The sequence below is a fragment of the Rhodospirillales bacterium genome, from assembly GCA_016710335.1.
Classification (GTDB): Bacteria; Pseudomonadota; Alphaproteobacteria; order Rhodospirillales; family Defluviicoccaceae; genus JADJXQ01.
Map to the genome: position 1 here is coordinate 33179 of JADJXQ010000007.1, position 14104 is coordinate 47282.

Sequence of the window (14104 nt, forward strand, 5' to 3'; positions counted from 1 at the left end):
CGTTCGCCGTCTTGTTTCACCGCCGCGGTGTACGTGTTCGGCTGCTGAGACGCCATTCTGACCCTCGTCGCTCGGGGTCCGGACCGACATCATGGGGATCACGCCCCTGCCGCACAAGCCGGCTCGCATCGCTGCCGGAGGCACGGCCCGCGCGTTCGGGGTGTTCTCGCCGGTCAAGCTCAGGCGAGGCGCGGACTCCGTCATTCTCAGCACCGCCGCCCGCGTCGTCGTCGGCCTGATGCTCGTGTCGCCGGTGACCCGTACCGGCGTTTCGGGGTCGTTGATCGGCCAGGCGGCCAAAGACGTACTGCGCCAGCTTGGCTGCTCCGTTCTGACGGTCAAGCCCGATGAATTTGTCTCGCCGGTGGCGACCTGAACGGTGCGGGTGCTCTAGTATTAGACAGGAGCCGAATCAACGGGGGCACAGGGCGCTTGAACGCCTGATCCGCCGTCGTCTTGCGGCCGTAATGCGCAGGAACAACTGCGACGGCGACGACCCTGACGGTGCCATGACGTCTGTCCCGACGGTAGCGACGCAAGCAAACGGTAACGGCGCCGCCTGCCTGCGGGTCGTTCTCGGCGACCAGTTGAGCCGAAGCGTCTCGGCGCTCCGCGATATCGATCCCGAACGCGACATCGTCCTGATGGCCGAGGTCATGGACGAGTGCACCTACGTCAGCCATCACCCGAAGAAGATCGCGCTTATCCTCTCCGCCATGCGGCACTTCGCCGACGACCTTCGCCGCGACGGCGTTCGCGTCGATTACCGGCGCCTGGATGCGCCCGGCAACACCGGCAGTTTCCGCGGCGAAGTGCAGGCCGCCGTCGGCCGTCACCGGCCCGAGCGCGTCGTCGCCACCGAGCCGGGCGAGTGGCGGGTGCGCGACGACATGGCGGGTTGGCAGGCGGCTTGCGGAGCGCCGGTGGACATCCGCGACGACGACCGCTTCGTCTGCTCGCTGGCGGATTTCCGGGCCTGGGCCGAGGGCCGTCGCACATTGCGCATGGAGTACTTCTACCGCGACATGCGCCGCCGCACCGGCCTGTTGATGGACGACGTCGGCGAGCCCGCCGGCGGCAGATGGAACTTCGATGCCGAAAACCGGCGCGCGCTGCCGACCGGGGTCGAGCCGCCGGAGCCTCTGCGTTTCGCCCCCGACGCAGTGACCCGCGAGGTGCTGGCGCTGGTCGCGACCCGCTTCGGTAACCATTTCGGCGAGCTGAAGGAGTTTTGGTTCGCGACCACGAGCGAGCAGGCTAACGCGGCGTTCGAGGCGTTTCTGGAGACCGCGCTGCCGTCGTTCGGCGACTACCAGGACGCCATGAAAGAGGGGGCGAAGACGCTCTACCACGCCGTCGTCAGCCCCTACCTGAATGCCGGTTTGCTCGATCCGCTCGATCTCTGTCGCCGGGTCGAGCAGGCATACCGCGACGGTCGCGCCCCGCTGAACGCGGCCGAAGGCTTCATCCGTCAGATCCTCGGCTGGCGTGAGTACGTGCGCGGCATCTACTGGCTGAAGATGCCCGCCTACGCCGAAACCAACGCGCTCTCTGCCACCCGGGCGCTGCCGGGTTTCTACTGGACCGGGGAGACGGATATGAACTGCCTCCGTCAGTGCATCGGCCAGACCCGCGAGGAGGCCTACGCCCACCACATCCAGCGGCTGATGGTCACCGGCAACTTCGCGCTCGTTGCCGGCATCGCCCCGGCCGAGGTGTGCGAATGGTACCTCTGCGTCTACGCCGACGCTTACGAATGGGTCGAGTTGCCCAACACCCATGGCATGGCGCTGTTCGCCGACGGCGGCGTTATTGGCTCCAAGCCCTATGCGTCCAGCGGCAAGTACATCGACCGCATGTCGGATTACTGCAAGCGTTGCCGCTACGATGTCCGCAAGTCGACCGGCCCGGACGCCTGTCCTTTCAACTTTCTCTATTGGGACTTCATCGCGCGCAACCGGGATGCGCTGTCGCGGAACCAGCGCATGACGATGATCTACCGCTCCATGGCGCGAATGCAGCACGACAAGATCCAGGCGATGCGGGCACAGGCCAGAACCTTTCTCGAAAGCCTCAGCTCGGATTACTGATCGCGCTTCTCGACATCGGCAAGGGCAAGATTCCGGCCGCCGCCAGCATCCGTTTCATGGAGCGACTTGAGCAGCAGCTCGAGAAGTGTTTTGCGATTGCAACGGGTTGCACCGGTTTCGCCGGTTGTTGGCACTACATTTTGCGGTGGTCGGGGGTCAGGGCTGAAGGGCGCGGGTATGGGCAGGGAGTGCGACGCCGGCGGCTGGAACACGCGGCCGACCTGACCGGCAACGGGGGTGCGGGTGGTTATCCGCTTGCCGTCCTTGTCGATCGTCGCCTCCTGGAGGCGGTCGAGATGGCGCAGCAGGTCCGCCCATTCGACCGTCACGCCGGTGGCCCGACAGTGGTCTGCCAACTCCTTCTGCCGCACCACGCCGTCGCGGCAAGACCAATAGTCCTGACAACCCTCAGTCTTCAAGCTTGAAAGTGATGGGTACCGCGACTACGTCGACGGGGCGCCCGCCGCCGGCCGGGCGGAAACGCCAGCGGCGGATAGCCCGAACGGCCGCCTGGTCGAGGACGCGATACCCGCTGCTCTCGGCAAGATCGACCGCCAGCGGTTCTCCCGCCGCAGAGACCCGCACCGCGACCACAACCCGCCCCTCGTATCCCCAGCGCCGCGCCGCCTCCGGATAGGCCGGCACCGGATTGCCGGGAGCGCCGGCCTGGAACCTCGGCCCCGGAACGGCGCCGGCCGCACCGCCGCCCTCGCCGCCGGCATGAACGACCATGTCCGTCGTAGCACTGTCGTCGGAGCCGGCATCGCCCCCCGCCCCCACGTCCGATCGGGGATCAAGCTGCTGCGTCGGTTCTGCCGCGGCTTGTTGTTCGGCAGGCCTGACCGGCGGCGACGCCACCACTGCCCGCTCTTCCACCTGGCGTTGGCGCGGCCCCGGTTCAAGCACAGGCCGCCGGGTTGGAGCCTCGAACCGTTCCGGCGTGACGCTCTCCGCGACGCTGTGGCTCGCTTCCGGCGGAGGAGCCAACGCCGCGGCTTCCGTCTCCGTCACCTCCGTGTCCGCCTCTGCGTCCGGCGCTGCCTCGGTCTGCGCGTCTGCGTCTGCGTCCGCATCTGCATCGGCAGCCTCGGCCTCCGCGCGCGCGTCCGCGGTGTCGGCGGAGGCGGAGCCGTCCGTCGCCGCGCGATCCTCACCTCCCGGTTCGGGAGACACGGCGACGATCTCCACCGCCACGGACACTTGCGGGCTGTCGACGGACACCGGCGCCGTTTCGCCCAGATGAACCGCCGCGGCGAGAACGGCGACGTGCGTGAACAGGGACATGACCGCCGCGGCGGCGACGCCGGCGCGCCGATGATCGGGGCTGGAGACCACCGCGACGGCGCCCGGCTCACGCATAGCGGTTCATTCCGCGACTCGGACCATGCGGTTCATTCCGCGACTCGGACCATGCGGTTCATTCCGCGGCTGCCCGTCGGTCGCGACGCCGAACGATGTCGAACGGAACCACGAACCGGCGTCCGTCCCGCTCGCCCACCTCGGCATGAACGTTGAAGACGCTCGCCAGGGTCGCCGATGTCAGCACCGCCTCGGGCGGACCGTCGACCGCAACGCGCCCGTCGCTCAGCAACACCAGCCGGTCGCAGAAACGCGCCGCCAGACCGAGTTCGTGCAGGGTGACCACCACGCCGGCGCCGGCCGCCACCCGGCTGCGGAACGCCTCCATGATGCGAAGCTGGTGCTCGGGATCAAGTCCGGCCACAGGCTCGTCGGCCAGCAGCAGGGTCGGCTCCGCCGCCAGCGCACGCGCCAGCAACACCCGCGCCCGTTCGCCCCCGGACAACTCGGTGACGATGCGGCCGATCAGGTGCCGAACGTCGGCCGCCTCCAGCGCCGCATCGACGGCCGCAGCATCCCGCCCCGACGGACGCTGCCACGGCCACAGATGGGGCAGGCGTCCGAGGGCCACCAGTCTCCCCACCTCCAGCGGCCAATGACAGGCGCCGTGTTGCGGTAGGTAGGCGAGCATGCGCGCCAGGCGCCGCCGCTCGATGGCATCGATCGCCACGCCGTCGAGCGTGATGGAGCCCGCCGCGCCCCGGAGCAGTCCGAGGCAGGCCTTGAGCAGCGTCGTCTTGCCGGCGCCGTTGGGCCCGATCAGGCCGACGATCTCGCCGGTGGATGCGACGAGGGAGACGCCGTCCAGGACACGGCGGTCCCCGAACGCGACCGTCAGCCGCTCGATCGCCAGCGTCGTCACAACGACGTGCTCCTCATCCGCAGCAGCAGCACCAGGAAGAACGGGGCGCCGAACAGCGCCGTCACCACGCCGATCCGGAGTTCCGGGCCGATCGGGAACAGCCGCACCGCGATGTCGGTCGCGACCAGCAGCACGGCGCCGCCGAGCGCGCTCACCGGCAGGACCCGGCTCGGCTGGTAGCCGACCAGCGGCCGCAGAACGTGCGGGACGACGAGCCCGACGAAGCCGATGATGCCGCTGACCGACACCGCGGCGCCCACCGCAAGCGCCGTTCCCAGCACCGCCAGCCAGCGCAAGCGACTGAGGTTGACGCCCATGCTCGACGCCGCCTCCTCGCCGAGGCTCAGGGCGTCGAGGCCCTTGCCGACGCTCGCCATCAGCGCCCAACCGGGTATCATCAGCGCCGCGGCGACGCCCACGTGCTGGAAGGTGCGGTCAGTGAGCGAGCCCATCATCCAGAACACGATTTCGGTCGCTGCGTAGGGGTTGGTCGTCAGGTTGAGCACCAGCCAGGTCACCGCGCCCGCCAGGCTGTTGACGGCGACGCCGGCCAGAATGAGGGTGAGCGTGCTGGTGTTGCGCCCGGCCAAAGCCATCAGCAGGCCGGCCGAAGCCGCGGCGCCGAGCATGCCACAGAGCGGCAGCGCCAGCGGAAACGCCGCCGCCAAGCCCGAGTAGAACGCGACGACCGCCCCGAGGGCCGCGGTCGCCGAGACACCGACGATGTCGGGCGACGCCAGCGGATTGCGGAGCAGCCCCTGCAGCACGGCGCCGGAAAGGCCGAGGCTGGCGCCGACCATGGCGGCCAGGAGGGAGCGCGGCACCCGCAACTCCCAGACGATCACGTCGAACACCGTCTGGTTCCGCCCCAGCAGCGCTTCGGCGATGGTCTGCGGCGGAATGGCCACCGCCCCCGCGAACAGCGACGCCGCCAGCAGCGCCGCCAGCGCGGCGATCAAACCCGAAGGAACGATCCAGCCGGGCATCGGCCGGTACCGGGCGCCGACAACCACAGCGGTCATTGCCCTGCCTCCGCCACGACGCCTTGTTCCGCGTCCGCCACGACGCGGCGCCGCGCCTCGGCCAGGATCTCGACGGCGCGCAGCGTCTCCGGCACGCCGCAGATCCAGTAGCGCATCGGCACCGTCACCCGATGCGCCCGCGCCGTCAGCGCCGCGATCGCCGGATGGTTCAACACATCGTACGCAAGCGCCGGCACCCGCGGCTTCTCCTCCTGGGTGATGAGAATGTCGGGATCCGCGGCAAGCATGCTCTCCAACGGCGCCCGGCCGGGACCTTCAAACCCGAACTGCGCGCCGAGGTTGATCAGTCCCGCTTGCACGATGATGTCATCGATGAGGGAGTTGCGCCCCGACGTGTAACCGCCGGGTTGCAGGTAGAGCGCCGTTGGCCGCGGGCCATCCGCATCCGGCCGCGCCGCGTCCAGCCGCGCGTCGAACGTCCGAATCAGCGCCTCGGCGCGCTGGGTCTCGCCGAGCGCCTCCCCCTTCTGGCGGATCCGATCCCGGACGTCGGCAAGCGAGTTGGACAGGCCGAACTCGACCACATCGTACCCCAACCGCCGCAGCAACAGGCGGGTCGGGCGCGGCGAATAGAGCCCCGCGACGATCAGGTCCGGCTCGAGCGGCAGGATCTGCTCGGATCGGCCGTGGTTGAGCAGCAGACCCCGCGCCTGCTCGACCGCCGGCGACTCGTCCGGTTCCGCCACGAGGTAGCTGAGGGAGCGGATCCGCTCCCGGTCGGCGAGGGCCAGGACGAACTGATCGGTGCAGAGGTTGATCGAAACGATGCGCGCCGGCTTGGCCTCGGCGGGCGCGCCGAAGACGACCGCGGCAACGGAGGCGAAAGCCGCCGCCAAAACAATACGAAGAAGGATACGACGAAGGACACGACTGCCGCGAAGGACCCTCTCCCGGATGCGGGAGAGGGTCGCGCCGACGGGGAGCGTCACTCCGCTACTCCTCTCGGTGATCGATGGCATCATGTGTTGTCTTGCCATCATCAGGACCGACCCGTTCAGAATTGCAGGGTTCCGCGTACGCCGCCGTAGACGCCGATGCCTGGCGTCTGGAAGCCGAACACGTCCTCGTAGTCCTCGTCCAACAGGTTCTCGACCCGGGCGATCACCGCCAGGCCGGGAACAAGCTCGTAGCTGCCCGCGAGGTTGACGAGCGCGTAGGAGTCGAGCGTCACCCGCTCGCTCTCGAATGTCGGCGACAGAAAGACGAGATCCTCTCGATCCCCGGTATAGCGAACGTCGAGGTTCACATTGGCCCGGTTGCGCCCGTCTTCGTCGGCGATGAACCCGTAGTTGAGGTTGGCGCTGGCCATGTGCTGCGGCCGGCGGGTCAGTTCCGCACCGTCGGGATCCTCGCTGTCGGTGTAGGTGTAGGCGGCCGACAGCGTCAGGTTCTCGACGATTTCGGCCGAGAGCGACACCTCAACCCCCTGCACCCTGGTGGTCCCCTCGAGGTTGATCGGCCGGCTCACCCCCAGCGCCGGCACGAACTCCGACGAGATGAAGTCTTGGATGCGGTTGTTGAAATATGTCAAGTCGGCGGTGACGCGGTCGCCGAACAGCGACTGCTCGATCCCGGCGTCCCATCCCACCGAATTTTCCGGCTTGAGATCCGGGTTGCCGATGAAAGTGCCGAAGAACCCGAAAAGCTCGGCCACGGTCGGGTTTTGGACACCCTCGCCCCAACTCCCGTGGAGGCGCGTCGCCGTGTCGCGGTGCAGGTAGGCCGCGGTCACCCGCGGCGATGTGGCGTCCTCGAACTGGTCATTGAAATCGTGGCGGAGGCCGCCGGTGACGAACAGTCTGTCCCACAAGGTCAGCCGGTATTCGCCGGCGATGCCGGTGGTGTCGATCGAGGGACTGCCGGCGGCAGCGCTCTCGGCGCTTTCGCTCTCGCGCTCCACGAGAAACGTCAGGCCGTGCGCGGCGTCGGCAATCGACGGCGTGTCGAAAAAGAAGTTGGACTGGTAGTCGAGGATGGTCTTTTCCGCGTCGAAGAACGCCGTCTTGGCGCCGTCCGTGAAGGTGTCGTTGGTGGTGCGGAGTCCGGAGAAGCCGACGATATGGTCCCAGGCGCCGTCGAGCAGGGTGAGCTTGCCCTGAAGCCGCCCGGAGAGGCTCGAGGTGTCCTGTTCCAGATCGGCGTCGTTGGGGATGATGATATTGGTCCCCGGTTCGGTTGCTGCGCCGAAGTCGTCGAACTGCAAGGTCGTGTCGACGTAGCGGAGCGAGCCGGTGATCTCGATGTTGTCGGTCAGGTTGACGCCGGCGCGGCTGTTGACGGTGATGTTGTCGTAGCCGTCCTCCTCGTCCCCGAAGCGCGACGCGTTGACGCCGTCGGTGTGCAACCCGCTGATGCCGACGTAGGCGTTGGCGCGTTCGTCGCCGCCGCCGATGCTGGCGCGCCCGGCGACGGTGCCGAACGACCCGCCCTCGATCTCGCTGCGCACCGTCGCCGGTCCTTCGCCGCGGCGGGTGATGATGTTGATGACGCCGCCGATGGTGTTGCTGCCATAGAGCGTCGCCTGCGGCCCGCGCAGCACTTCGATGCGCTCGATGTCGCTCGCCAGGATGTCGCCGATGTCGGCGTTGTTGGCTGCGGCGGGATTGTTGATCTTGACCCCGTCGATGATCACCAGGGTGTGGTTGCCCTCGCCGCCGCGGATGCGCACCTGTGTCTGCGCCCCCACCGGCCCGTTGCGGCTCACCGACAATCCCGGCACATCCCGGAGCGCGTCGAGCGCCAGCGGCGTCTGTTTCTTCCGAAGCTCCTCGCCGGTGATGACGGTGACCGTGCTGCCGACGGTCTTGGCCTCGACCGGATAGCGGGTGGCGGTGACAACCACCGGCGCCAACGTCGTGGCCCTGGGCGTCGCGCCATCCGGATCGGCAGTTCCTCCGCCGGCCACCTGCGCCACCATGGCGTCGCCATCTTCGGCGCCGGCTGCCCCGGCTGATCCCGCCATCGTCACGACCGCGAGTATCGCCGCGGCGACGCTCCGCGCGCCACGCTCTCCTTGCGTCTTACCATTGTTCTTTGCTCTTCGTCCCGCGACAGTACCCATTGCAGACTCCGTCTCCAGACTGGTTCAGCCTATTGCGAACGCGCCCACGCCTGATGCAGGCGCGGACCGGCCGCGTCACGTCTGCGATGTGCTGAACCTGAAGACTGGACTGAAGACCGGCTCAGTCACGGAGTGGCTTGGCGCCCCATGGGCGCTGCCCTAATCCTTCGTGCCGAGTCGAGGGACGATGTCCCCATAAGCGCCCACAGCAGAACCCCCACAGCAAACCGCAGTGTCAGTGCGTCACCGCTCCGGAGATCCGCGCTCGTGATACACCCCGATCACAAGCAGGGCGACGCCGGCGATGGCAGGTCTCCTGGCTCGCGGGTCGTTACCGCCTGCCCTGCCTTCCCGGTTTCCCAGTGGCGTGTCGTGGGCAGCGGTTCACCGCTGACAGTTGCGGGGGCAGCCACGGCTTTGGCCCCTCATCAGGCGCCGCACCGTGTTCCCTGTTGACTCCCCGTCCTCGGGGAACCATCGCCGATATGGAGTTTCGCGGGTGCGAAAACCCACGTCAAGAAAATTGCCGGCATGGCTGCCGGTCACGCCGCGCAGGCTCCGCACGCCGCCGCTTGATCACCCATCACCCAAAATCGGGCACGGCTCTCGAGCAGGTCGCAATAGCCGTAGGCGTATTCCGACGCACGGGTTCATCGGCCGCGTTCGCCTGCTTGGACATCACGGACGCCGCTGCTGATCCAATCGAGTGGATACCCGCCGCGGCGGACGTAGGACTTGAACGTGGAGTACGGCCAATCCGCGGGCGCGGCGGCAAGGCCATGCTTGCCCCATCCAAACGCGACGCCGAAATGCTCCGGATCAGCCACGAGCCGACGTGGCAAATCGCTGTGCAGTACGCTTGCCGGAAGGCGACTTTCGGTGACGATAGCGGTAACACGCGCAGGCGAAGAAAATTGCGGCTGATGACCCGATTGCGACATTGGTAGCGCTCAGATCATACTGGTTGCGTTCGGTGCCGATCGAACCATCGCCGTTTGTAAAACTCAATTACCTCTTCCACGGCCTCAAGCACATCCTTACCGTCAATCTCGTAGCTCGTTGGGGGGCCAGCAGCGAAGCTCTCGACGGAACCGATATCCGGCCAATCGCTGATATTCAGGCCGTATCCCGTGCGCTCCAATCCGATCGGCCTGAGGTGCTTGGTGTGGTTGCATAACTCCTTGATCAACTGAAATGATGTACACGACCAAATTGATTCGAAAAATCGTTCGTTATCATTGGTCGGTGAACGGGGTAGTGGCCGATTGCTATAGCCTGGCGCGATCCACTCTCGCAAGTGGTTCAGGCCGAAGATCACAAACAGAAGGCGGTCGGACTCCTTGGCAGTTTGACCGCGAAGAGTGTTCGCGTTCCGGCGGATGACGCGAAAAAGCGCTTCGGGAGAACTGATATCGAACACCGGACCACTCCGTTAGCCAAGCGGCTATTGTAAGCACGGGAAGTCAAAACGTGAAGGTTTGCTTTCTGATGGGCTTCGTCAGCTCGACCTTTGGCTACTGACCTACCTCCGTACTCGCCCTAACCAGCGCTGTTGACCCTATGCGGTCCCGATTGACGATGAAACTGCCTTTCATGAGCGGACATCCGTCAGGCGGACAAAAACGGAGCTTTGTGGCCAGGGCAGAAATCTAAGGGTTTCGGTTTTCCAGGCACTACGGCGATTAAGGCTCGCCTTCTGCGAGCGCTGCCGCGATGTCAACGGCCGCGTCGACGATCCCATCCATGATGGCTTCGAGCTTACTGGTGTCGTATCCTGGCTCCGATGCATGGGCGTGAAACGCTTTTGCATAGGCCTCCTTGGCCTCCAGCCCGCGTAGGTCGGAATAGCCGTAGGCGTATTCCGACGCATGGGTTCACCCGCCGGGTTCGCCGGCTTGGAGATCCTCGACGTCGCTGCCGATCCAATCGTCCGGATACCAGCCGCGGTGGACGCAGGACTTGAGGGTTGAGAAGGGCCAATCCGCGGGAGCGGCGGCGAGGCCATGCTTGACCGGATTGAAATGCACGTAGTCCACGTGCGCCCCGAAATCCTCGTCGTCGCGGATGGCGTGCTCCCAGAAGCGGCGCTGCCAGATGCCGCGTTCGCCGTTTGCGCGACGGACGCACGACAACCGCTCCGTCTTTGGCAAGCCGCGTACGAAGGCGGTCTTGATCAGACGCCAGCGGGTCGAAAAGTCGTCGTCGCCCGGCGGCAGTGTCCAAACGGCGTGCAAATGATCGGGAAGCACGACCCACGCTTCGATCCTGAAGGGACGGCTTTGCCGAACTCGCCGAACCGCGTCGCGCAACAGGTCGATCCGGTCGGTGAGCAACGTGTTGCCGCGCCGCTCCAGGAGATTAACGGTGAAGAAATAGCAGCCGCCCGGCACGCGATGACGACGAAAATCGGGCATCAGTCAACTCCGTGCTTCTCGTCAGCATACTCGATCGGCTTCATGCGTCATGCGTCGGAATACGCCTGCGGCTATTCCGACCTACGCTACGAGCTACGAGCTACGAGCTACGAGCTACGAGCTTCGGTCGAGAGTCGGGTTTCACGAGTTCGGCCCGCTCGTCCCCTGCCTACGGACTACCACAGGATATGGCGCAAACCAGCGAGCTTGTTAAGGGTTCTCGGACACCCGCCGGCAGCTACGTTGTTTGCCCATGAATAACCTCGGCTAAATCCCCAGCGCTATGGTATTTTGCCACTGTGAATGACAGGCTCAACATCGGACGGTTGTTTGCGCGTCTAACCTTGACCGTCGCCTTCGGCGCGGCTCTGGTTGTACCGGCCGTTGCATTGATCGTGCACGGTCCAGACAAGCCAGAAACATGGGCCACTGCCGCAGCGGGGTTAGCCGTTATTACGTCGGTCATATCGGCTTGGTCGAGCCGGCGGGTGGTCGAGCTTCAGGAAGATGCGCAGAAACCGAACCCTTATCCCGCGTTCGACTTCACGAGCCGATACTGTTTGGTCCTCTTGAGAGTTAAGAACACGGGTGGCACGCCCGCGCACAACGTCAGTCTTGAGTGGAATACAGAGCTAAAGGACCACAAGGGCAAAACAATTGGATTCACCAAGACCGGAGAGAGACCGGCAATTTCCGTTCTCCTGCCGGGAGAGAGTATTTCGCAGATCATCGGCCCGACTTCTCAGTTTTTCAAAGCCCACCCGGACGAGGAATACACAGGCATCATCGCTTTTCAGGATTCGTCGAGGCATCGATGCAGGCGGACCTTCAGGCTAGACGGTCGGTCACACTCGGGTAGCTACGACGAAGAAGCAACACGAACCCTCTATGAGTTGCAGAAAATTCCGAAGCAGCTTGACGCAATAACGAAGGTAGTCGAGAAGCTGGCGCCGAACCACAGTTGGTAAGGCTGCCCCTGGCTATATCGCGTCGAAGCGGCTCCGTTGCAGGTTCGTCCGCATTCTACGACAGCGGACACGGGCTCACCACGCGCCACATGGGCCGGTCGGGGTCGGCAATGGTCAAAGTTTGCCGCCCCGGCAGAAACCTTGACGGTCTGCTTTTGGGTCTGGATCCGGCTTCGCATCCAGGCAACCGCGCCGGCTGTGGCTTACCACAGGTTGCCGGTTGCCGACATTGCCTGCGGCTGTTCCGGCATACGAGTTGTTGCACGTCGGGCGCTTGTTCGTATATTGTTCAGGAACTGCGACGCGGCCGATCCTCCTGAGCCCAGCATTGACTGCAATTAGAGGTTGAGTCTTGCGGAATCAAGCACTTGACCGCGGTTTTGCATACATCGGAGCACTTCTGCATACATTTCGAACGTGCAAACGGACACAAATGCAATTGATTCAAGGGCTTGACCCCGAGCCGCACGTACAAGACGGCCCCGAACCGCCACACAAACGGCTATAACCCGGTCACACCTTGACCCAAGTTGAACAGTGGCTTTGGAAAGATTGTTTCACGTCAGCGAGTTACGTCGGCGGCGTCGGGTGTTTGCACTACATTTCGGGGTTGTGTGAGGGGACGGAAGGGGTCAGGCGGGGGTGTATTCGCGCAGGTTGGGCGGCAGGGCGACGCCGGCGGCCTGGAAGACACGTCCGACTTGTCCGGTGACGGCGGTGCGAGTGGTGATGCGCTTTCCGTCCTTGTCGATGGTGGCTTCCTGCAGCCGATCGAGGTCGCGCAGGAGCCTCTCCCATTCGACAGCCAACCCGGCGGCGCGGCGGCGGTCGGCCAGCTCCTTCTGGATTACGAGGGCGAGGAACGAGCAGAACACGTGGCCGCGGATGGCGGCATCGGAGGAATGATAGATGGGCCGGGTGCGAAGGATCGCCTTGGCCCGGCGAAACAGGTCCTCGACCTGGATGAGGTCTCGGTAGCGCAGCACCGCCTGCAGCGGGGTGATGCGGGCATTGGTGCGCAGGACGGAAATGCCGTCGTAGCGGGCCTCGTCGGCGAGCTTGCCGGGGTCGATCTCGAAGGCGGGCTCGCTCCGGCCGCCCTCGCTTTGCACCCGGCGCAGATAGCGCCGATAGGCGGAGTTGCCGATCAGCGCCTTGTCACCCCTTCTTCAGTTGCTTCTCCAGCCCGGCGACGATGGCCTGGCGGTCGCTCCTTTTCCTTCTCCGCCTCGGCCTCGTTGCGGCAGACGATATAGCGGACGCCCTCGGCCCTGACCTCCTTGACGAAGAGTTGGGTTTCGCCACGGACCCGCTCGATCACCAGTGGGGTGAAGGGAGCCTCGTCCTTGAGCACGACCTCGCGGATCAGCCGGCTCGAGCGCTCGCGCGCTCCGAGGACGTACTCCAGCTTGCGCTCCTCCAGAGCTTCGATCGTCGCCGCCGAGATCATGCCGCGATCGGCGACGACGCACACCCGCCCCACCATGAAGCGCTCGCGCAGCCGGTCCATGATCGGCAGCAGCACGGTGACGTCGGCGGTGTTGCCGGGCAGCATCTCGGTGCACAGCGGCCGTCCCTCGCCGTCCATCACCACCGCCAGCACCATCTGCTTGAGGTCCGGGCGGTGGTCCTTGGAATGGGCGCCGAGGTCTCGCCGCCGGCGCCGTGGAACGACAGGGTGGTGGTGTCCATGAACACCAGCGACAGCTCGCTGAACAGATTCCGCCGGCGCTCGAACAACTGCTCCTCGATCCGGTCCTTGACGCACCGGGGTGCAAGCGCGCCCTCGGCCCGCCGGTTCGCTCTCCTCGCCCAGCCACGCCATCGCGCGGTAGAAATGGTGCAGCTGCAACTCGGCTGCGCCGGGGATGGCGTAGTCCGCCATCCATGTCTCGCAAGACCGATCCGAGCCGGAGACGAACAGGCGGTGCAGAACGGCGACGAACACCGCGCGCTCGACGTCGAAGCCGAAGCCGCGGCCATCCAGGAGATCGGCCAGAACCTCAGGAATGGCCAGTCGATCCCCAGCCGGCCAAACAACAACGGCCCGCCGATCCGGGTGCAGGCGATCCGCCCGGCTTCCATGTCCGGAGAGGATCATCGCCCGCTCGGAATGCCTGGCCAGCGAGGCGATCAGCCGGTCCAGCTCACCGCTCGCCGCCAACGCATCCTTGCGCCCCAACGCGCGGACGATCTGCTGCCGAACCCGGTCGCCCTCGCGGATGCTCTCCACCAGATACAGGGTAGCGATGACCCCGGGCTGTCTTCTCACGCACGAACATGCCGGATGTTGTTCTCGAAAATCCT

General features: G+C 65.7%; 11 protein-coding genes, 1 pseudogene and 1 riboswitch. Of the genes and pseudogenes, 3 read left to right on the forward strand and 9 right to left on the reverse strand.

From position 1 onward, the window contains the following. Positions 1 to 91: 91 nt before the first annotated feature. Together IPM60_11620 and IPM60_11625 are read left to right on the forward strand one after the other, a co-directional pair. Positions 92 to 376 carry a hypothetical protein gene (locus tag IPM60_11620; protein ID MBK8908517.1) on the forward strand — a complete coding sequence of 95 codons (285 nt, stop codon included), beginning with the start codon at positions 92 to 94 and terminating at the stop codon, positions 374 to 376. A gap of 133 nt (positions 377 to 509) precedes the next feature. Next, entirely contained in the window at positions 510 to 2090 is a 1581-nt protein-coding gene (locus tag IPM60_11625) for a cryptochrome/photolyase family protein (GenBank protein MBK8908518.1), read from the forward strand. Here the strand turns inward: IPM60_11625 and IPM60_11630 are convergent. The 8 genes from IPM60_11630 to IPM60_11665 form a co-directional block, all read right to left on the reverse strand. After that, on the reverse strand, positions 2084 to 2464 hold the full coding sequence (locus IPM60_11630) for a hypothetical protein (protein ID MBK8908519.1): 381 nt from the start codon (positions 2462 to 2464) through the stop codon (positions 2084 to 2086). The genes IPM60_11625 and IPM60_11630 overlap by 7 nt on opposite strands. 34 nt (positions 2465 to 2498) lie before the next feature. Next, the gene (locus IPM60_11635) at positions 2499 to 3449 is read right to left on the reverse strand and encodes a TonB family protein (GenBank protein MBK8908520.1); all 951 of its coding nucleotides are present in this window, start codon (positions 3447 to 3449) and stop codon (positions 2499 to 2501) included. Between the two features lie 58 nt (positions 3450 to 3507). Then, positions 3508 to 4311, reverse strand: a complete 804-nt coding sequence (locus IPM60_11640; protein MBK8908521.1) for an ABC transporter ATP-binding protein — start codon at positions 4309 to 4311, stop codon at positions 3508 to 3510. Continuing rightward, entirely contained in the window at positions 4308 to 5333 is a 1026-nt protein-coding gene (locus IPM60_11645) for an iron ABC transporter permease (GenBank protein ID MBK8908522.1), read from the reverse strand. Before IPM60_11645 ends, IPM60_11640 begins: the two co-directional genes overlap by 4 nt. Next, positions 5330 to 6283 carry an ABC transporter substrate-binding protein gene (locus IPM60_11650; GenBank protein MBK8908523.1) on the reverse strand — a complete coding sequence of 318 codons (954 nt, stop codon included), beginning with the start codon at positions 6281 to 6283 and terminating at the stop codon, positions 5330 to 5332. Before IPM60_11650 ends, IPM60_11645 begins: the two co-directional genes overlap by 4 nt. Before the next feature lie 65 nt (positions 6284 to 6348). Further along, the gene (locus IPM60_11655) at positions 6349 to 8415 is read right to left on the reverse strand and encodes a TonB-dependent receptor (protein ID MBK8908524.1); all 2067 of its coding nucleotides are present in this window, start codon (positions 8413 to 8415) and stop codon (positions 6349 to 6351) included. 288 nt (positions 8416 to 8703) lie between these two features. After that, a riboswitch (cobalamin riboswitch) is annotated at positions 8704 to 8909 on the reverse strand. A gap of 461 nt (positions 8910 to 9370) precedes the next feature. Then, complete coding sequence (locus IPM60_11660) at positions 9371 to 9835, reverse strand: hypothetical protein (GenBank protein MBK8908525.1); 465 nt, start codon at positions 9833 to 9835, stop codon at positions 9371 to 9373. Between the two features lie 454 nt (positions 9836 to 10289). Then, positions 10290 to 10829, reverse strand: coding sequence for a transposase (locus tag IPM60_11665; GenBank protein ID MBK8908526.1), 540 nt, complete (start codon positions 10827 to 10829; stop codon positions 10290 to 10292). Positions 10830 to 11173: 344 nt separating this feature from the next. On the opposite strand from IPM60_11665, the gene IPM60_11670 reads away from it, so the two are divergent. Beyond that, positions 11174 to 11797 (forward strand): hypothetical protein, encoded by a 624-nt coding sequence (locus tag IPM60_11670; protein MBK8908527.1) that lies wholly within the window; start codon positions 11174 to 11176, stop codon positions 11795 to 11797. A 632-nt stretch (positions 11798 to 12429) separates the two neighbouring features. On the opposite strand, the pseudogene IPM60_11675 reads toward IPM60_11670, so the two are convergent. Next, positions 12430 to 14079: pseudogene (locus IPM60_11675) on the reverse strand (IS1634 family transposase). Positions 14080 to 14104: the final 25 nt, after the last annotated feature.

Coding starts and splice junctions, on each gene's coding strand:
- IPM60_11665 (MBK8908526.1), bottom strand. CDS start 10,829: ATGCCCGATTTTCGTCGTCATCGCGTGCCGGGCGGCTGCTATTTCTTC.
- IPM60_11645 (MBK8908522.1), bottom strand. CDS start 5,333: ATGACCGCTGTGGTTGTCGGCGCCCGGTACCGGCCGATGCCCGGCTGG.
- IPM60_11620 (MBK8908517.1), top strand. CDS start 92: ATGGGGATCACGCCCCTGCCGCACAAGCCGGCTCGCATCGCTGCCGGA.
- IPM60_11625 (MBK8908518.1), top strand. CDS start 510: ATGACGTCTGTCCCGACGGTAGCGACGCAAGCAAACGGTAACGGCGCC.
- IPM60_11655 (MBK8908524.1), bottom strand. CDS start 8,415: ATGGGTACTGTCGCGGGACGAAGAGCAAAGAACAATGGTAAGACGCAA.
- IPM60_11635 (MBK8908520.1), bottom strand. CDS start 3,449: ATGCGTGAGCCGGGCGCCGTCGCGGTGGTCTCCAGCCCCGATCATCGG.